Here is a 4,740-nt window from a genome sequence, read left to right as displayed (position 1 = left end):
CGCGTCGCAGCTGGTACCGTAACCCACTACCTCTGCGTAAATGCGGGCCTCCCGCCTTTGAGCGTGTTCCAGGGTCTCCAGGATCAAGATGGCTGCCCCTTCGCCTATCACAAAACCATCGCGCCCGGCATCAAAAGGCCGGCTGGCCTTCTCCGGTTCGTCATTGCGGGTGGAAAGAGCTTTCATCGCGGAGAAACCCGCCACCGCCAGCGGCGTGATGGGTGCCTCGCTGCCGCCGGTTATCACCACATCTGCATGCCCCCACTGGAGCAGGCGGAAGGCGTCACCCACAGCATGATTGCTGGAGGCGCAGGCGCTCGTAACAGTCAGGTTACAACCCCGGAGCCGGTGGGCAATGGCAATCTGGCCCGCCCCCATGTTGGCAATCATCATGGGGATGAAAAAAGGACTTACCCGTCCCGGGCCACGCTTGAGAAGGACCTGGTGCTGTTCCTCCAGCGTCTCGATACCGCCAATCCCCGAACCCAGGATAACGCCGACCCGGTCCCTGTCAACCTGTTCCAGGTCGAGACCGGCATCTTCCAGGGCCATCTTCGTCGCGGCCAGGGCAAACTGGGTAAAGCGATCCATGCGCCGTGCTTCTTTCCTGTCTATGTACCGGGTGGGGTCAAAATCCTTTACCTCGGCGGCAAAGCGGGTATCGTAGGCACTGGCATCAAAACGGGTGATAGGTCCCACGCCGCTTTTCCCCGCCGTGACATTAGCCCAAAAGGATCCGACACCGGTACCCACAGGGGATACTATGCCCACACCGGTTACCACAACTCTTTTGGACAAAACCTTACCCCCTCAAGTAATTCATGAAACCATATTTCAAAAAGTCCCGCGTGATAATCGCGGGACCCGATTTTACTTATAAGTGTTCCTGAATATATCTGACAGCCTCACCTACAGTGCGGATCTTCTCCGCGTCTTCATCGGGAATAGTCAGGTCAAATTCCTCTTCCAGGGCCATCACCAGTTCTACAATATCCAGGGAATCGGCCCCCAAATCCTCAATGAAGGAGGCATCCATGGTCACTTCGGATTCATCTACCCCCAACTGCTCCACAATGATGGCTTTAACCTTCTCGAAAACGGACAAAGCGTTTCACCCCCTTCCAATACTATTCAAACTAACTTTATGTAATCAGTCTACATGGTTAGACCGCCGTCGACGACAATGGTCTGCCCGGTAATATACCCTGCAGCATCGCTGGCCAGGAAAACTACTGCCGCGGCTACCTCTTCGGGCTGTCCGAAACGGCCGAGTGCCACCTGGCTCAACATCTTTTCCCTGACGTCCCTGGAAAGGGACCCGGTCATATCGGTAAGGATAAACCCGGGTGCCACCGCATTGACAGTGATGTTCCGGGAACCAAGCTCTTTAGCCACCGCTTTGGTCAAGCCAATGAGCCCGGCCTTGCTGGCGGCGTAGTTGGCCTGCCCGGCATTACCCGTGATACCGACGACCGAACTGATGTTGATAATGCGGCCCCAGCGGGCTTTAATCATCAACCGGGAAGCTGCCTTGATGGTATTAAAGGCACCCTTCAAGTTAACGTCAAGGACCCGGTCCCAATCTTCATCCGCCAGGCGCATTACCAGGTTATCCCGTGTAATGCCGGCATTATTCACCAGAATATGCAACCCGCCCAGCTGTTCTACGGCCACCTTGACCAGTTTCGCCGCCTCGGACGGTATGGAAACATCCGCCCCGCAGGTTACCGCCTGCCGGCCCATCTCCCGGATCCGGGCAGCCACCTCCCCGGCGGCGGCAGCCTGGCCGTTAAAGTTCACGACCACATCCGCCCCGGCCCGGGCCAGAGCCAGGGCGATAGCCCGGCCGATACCACGGGAAGCACCGGTAACAATGGCTTTTTTACCGTCAAGTAACATTTTAGCCAACCTCCCCAAGGCATGCAAGGACTTTTTCCAGAGAGTCCGGATCCTGAACGGACCAGCACTGTACCTGACGGTTAATTTTACGCAACAGGCCGCAGAGCACCGTACCGGGACCCACCTCGACAAAAGCCTGAATGCCGCCGGCCATTATCCGACGCATGCTTTCCTCCCAGCGCACCGGGCTGTATACCTGCCGCACCAGGAGCTCTTTGACCTCCCCACTGGAAGTCACATAGTCTGCGGTAACATTGGCCACAACCGGAAACCGGGGATCGGCCATGGGCACCCGTTCAAGCTCCCGGCGCAACCTTTCCCCGGCCGGGCGCATCAAGCTGGAGTGGAAGGGGGCACTAACAGCCAGGGGAATGCAACGCCTGGCTCCCGCTTCCATGGCCAGCGCACAGGCGCGTTCCAGAGCCCGCATCTCCCCGGCAATAACCACCTGGCCCGGACAGTTGAGGTTGACCGCTTCCACCACTCCGGCACCGGATGCCCGGCGACAGACCTCTTCCACCGATGGGAGATCCAGCCCCAGGACGGCCATCATCCCCCCGGTCCCCAGGGGTACCGCCTCCTGCATGAACTGGCCCCGCTTACGTACTATTTTGACTGCATCGGCAAAAGTTATGGTCCCCGCTGCCACCAGGGCGCTATACTCCCCCAAACTGTGGCCGGCAGCCACAGAAGGCTCCACTCCCTTTTCAAGGAGCACCCTCAAACACGCAACACTTACCGTGAGTATGGCCGGCTGGGCATTCACGGTATGCTGCAGTTCCTCGGCCGGACCTTCAAAACAGAGCCGGCTCAAGGTAAATCCCAGCGAAGCGTCAGCTTCTTCAAAAGTACGCCGGGCGGCCGGAAAGTGCTCGTACATCTGGCGCCCCATGCCCACATACTGCGACCCCTGGCCGGGGAAAATAAACGCCACCTTCATTCCCCGGACACCACCCACTGCGAGGCGGCCGACAACAGGTTGGCCGCACCCCGCACCACTTCCAGGATAATTTCACGGGCGGGCTGAATTTCCCGCACCATGGCAGAAACCTGTCCGGCCATCACAGAACCGTACTCTACATCGCCATCAATCATGGCCGCCCGCAGCTTACCCACGCCCAGCTTCTCCATTTCTTCGGGCGGGGCGCAGCGGCTTTCCAGTTCTTCAAACTGTCTGCTCAATTTATTACGCAGTACCCGCACCGGGTGGCCCGTAGGCCGCCCTGTGACCACCGTATCCCTGTCCCTGGCCTTGATCACCATTTCTTTTACAGCCGGGTGAACGGTACACTCCGCCGCACACATGAAACGGGTACCCATCTGTACACCCTGGGCCCCCAGCATGAGGGCGGCCGCCAGGCCCCTGCCGTCGTAAATACCGCCCGCGGCAATAACAGGAATGTCAACCGCATCTACAACCTGTGGGACCAGGGGGAAAGTACACAGCTCGCCCACGTGGCCTCCGCTCTCCATGCCCTCGGCAATAAGGGCGTCCACACCGCTTCTGGCCAGGCGCCTGGCCAGGGCCACCGAAGCCACGACCGGAATCACCCGGATGCCTGCCGCCTGCAGTCCGGGGAGATATTTGCCCGGGTTACCCGCCCCTGTGGTAATAACGGGGATCCTTTCCTCAAGAAGCACCCGCATCACTTCGTCCACATGAGGAGAGCGTAACATGACATTCACGCCGAAGGGTTTGGACGTAAGCCTCCGGGCCAGGCGCACCTGCTCCCGCACCCACTCCGGGGGGGCCTGGCCGGAGCCGATAATCCCCAATCCACCGGCCTCGCTAACCGCGGCCGCCAGTTCAGCGGTCGAGACCCAGGCCATCCCGCCCTGGATCACGGGATATTCAATGCCCAGTAAATCACAAAGCTTTGTGCGGATAATGGTCATCCGTCTCCCTTCCATGCATACCTCATTTTTTAATGTTTCTTGTATGGTCGTGCCAGCGCAGCAGCGTGGCTCCCCAGGTGAGGCCTGCACCAAAGGCCACCATCACCACGTGATCGCCGTCCTTGATGCGCCGGGCCTCCAGAGCTTCGTGCAAAGCAAGGGGAATGGAAGCAGCAGAAGTATTACCGTAACGGTCCACATTAACCCATACCCTTTCCAGAGGCAGGTTCAGCCTTTTAGCGGCAGCCTCGATAATGCGAATGTTTGCCTGATGGGGGATCAAAAAATCCAGTTCCCGCGTACTCAGACCAGCTGCCTGCAGAACTGCAAGACAGCTCTCCTCCATCACTTTGACGGCAAACTTGAACACTTCCCGCCCGTTCATGTGTATAAAGTGCTGTTTTTTAGCCAGTGTTTCCTCCGACGCCGGACGGCGGGAAAGTCCCGCCGGTAAGGACAAGAGCATCGCCCCCGAACCCTCAGCACCCAGCCGGGAGGCCAGGATACCATAGCCTTCGGGCACCGGCCCCATAACCACCGCCCCGGCACCATCACCAAAGAGAACACAAGTGTTACGGTCCTGCCAGTTCACCAGCCGGCTCAGGACCTCCGTACCAACGACCAGAACGATTCTTGCCGCCCGGGCAGCTATAAACTGGCTGCCGCAGACCAGAGCGTATATAAAGCCGGTACACCCCGCTTGAACGTCAAAGGCCCCCGCCTTTGTTGCCCCCAGGGCATCCTGCACCAGGCAGGCCGTGGCAGGGAAAAGCATATCCGGGCTGTTGGTGGCCACGATTATTAAATCTATGTCATCCCCGGTAACACCGGCATTTTCCATCGCCCGCCGCGCAGCCCTGGTGGCCAGGTCTGAAGCGGCCTCATGATCCGCTGCCATATGTCTCTCACGGATACCCGTACGGGTACGGATCCACTCGTCACTGG

The 4,740-nt window shown here is 59.0% G+C and carries 6 protein-coding genes; all 6 read right to left on the bottom strand.

Annotated features, from left to right (window positions below; all coding sequences use genetic code 11):
• The coding region (locus tag ACPLUI_RS11145) for a beta-ketoacyl-ACP synthase II (RefSeq protein ID WP_424660337.1) at positions 1-798 on the bottom strand (798 nt) is incomplete at its 3' end.
• Between the two features lie 76 nt (positions 799-874).
• Complete coding sequence (acpP, locus tag ACPLUI_RS11140; RefSeq protein ID WP_424660336.1) at positions 875-1,105, bottom strand: acyl carrier protein; 231 nt, start codon at positions 1,103-1,105, stop codon at positions 875-877.
• A 50-nt stretch (positions 1,106-1,155) separates the two neighbouring features.
• Positions 1,156-1,899 (bottom strand): 3-oxoacyl-[acyl-carrier-protein] reductase, encoded by a 744-nt coding sequence (fabG, locus tag ACPLUI_RS11135; RefSeq protein ID WP_424660335.1) that lies wholly within the window; start codon positions 1,897-1,899, stop codon positions 1,156-1,158.
• A 1-nt stretch (position 1,900) separates the two neighbouring features.
• Entirely contained in the window at positions 1,901-2,839 is a 939-nt protein-coding gene (gene fabD, locus ACPLUI_RS11130; RefSeq protein ID WP_424660334.1) for an ACP S-malonyltransferase, read from the bottom strand.
• Positions 2,836-3,789: an enoyl-[acyl-carrier-protein] reductase FabK gene (gene fabK, locus ACPLUI_RS11125; RefSeq protein WP_424660338.1), complete on the bottom strand. Its 954-nt coding sequence runs from the start codon at positions 3,787-3,789 to the stop codon at positions 2,836-2,838. The genes fabD and fabK overlap by 4 nt, the downstream gene beginning before the upstream one ends.
• Positions 3,790-3,817: 28 nt before the next feature.
• Positions 3,818-4,740, bottom strand: a 923-nt coding sequence (locus ACPLUI_RS11120) for a beta-ketoacyl-ACP synthase III (protein WP_424660333.1), incomplete at its 5' end; no start/stop codon positions are given.

It is taken from the genome of Desulfofundulus sp., from assembly GCF_049701015.1.
In the GTDB taxonomy this organism is placed as follows: domain Bacteria; phylum Bacillota; class Desulfotomaculia; order Desulfotomaculales; family Desulfovirgulaceae; genus Desulfofundulus.
The sequence above is the reverse complement of the archived record's forward strand: the minus strand, read 5'-3'. Positions and strand labels throughout refer to the sequence as shown.

Bases quoted from the DNA above. Each gene is read 5' to 3' on its own strand.
- fabG (WP_424660335.1), bottom strand. From the start codon at position 1,899: ATGTTACTTGACGGTAAAAAAGCCATTGTTACCGGTGCTTCCCGTGGT.
- fabD (WP_424660334.1), bottom strand. From the start codon at position 2,839: ATGAAGGTGGCGTTTATTTTCCCCGGCCAGGGGTCGCAGTATGTGGGC.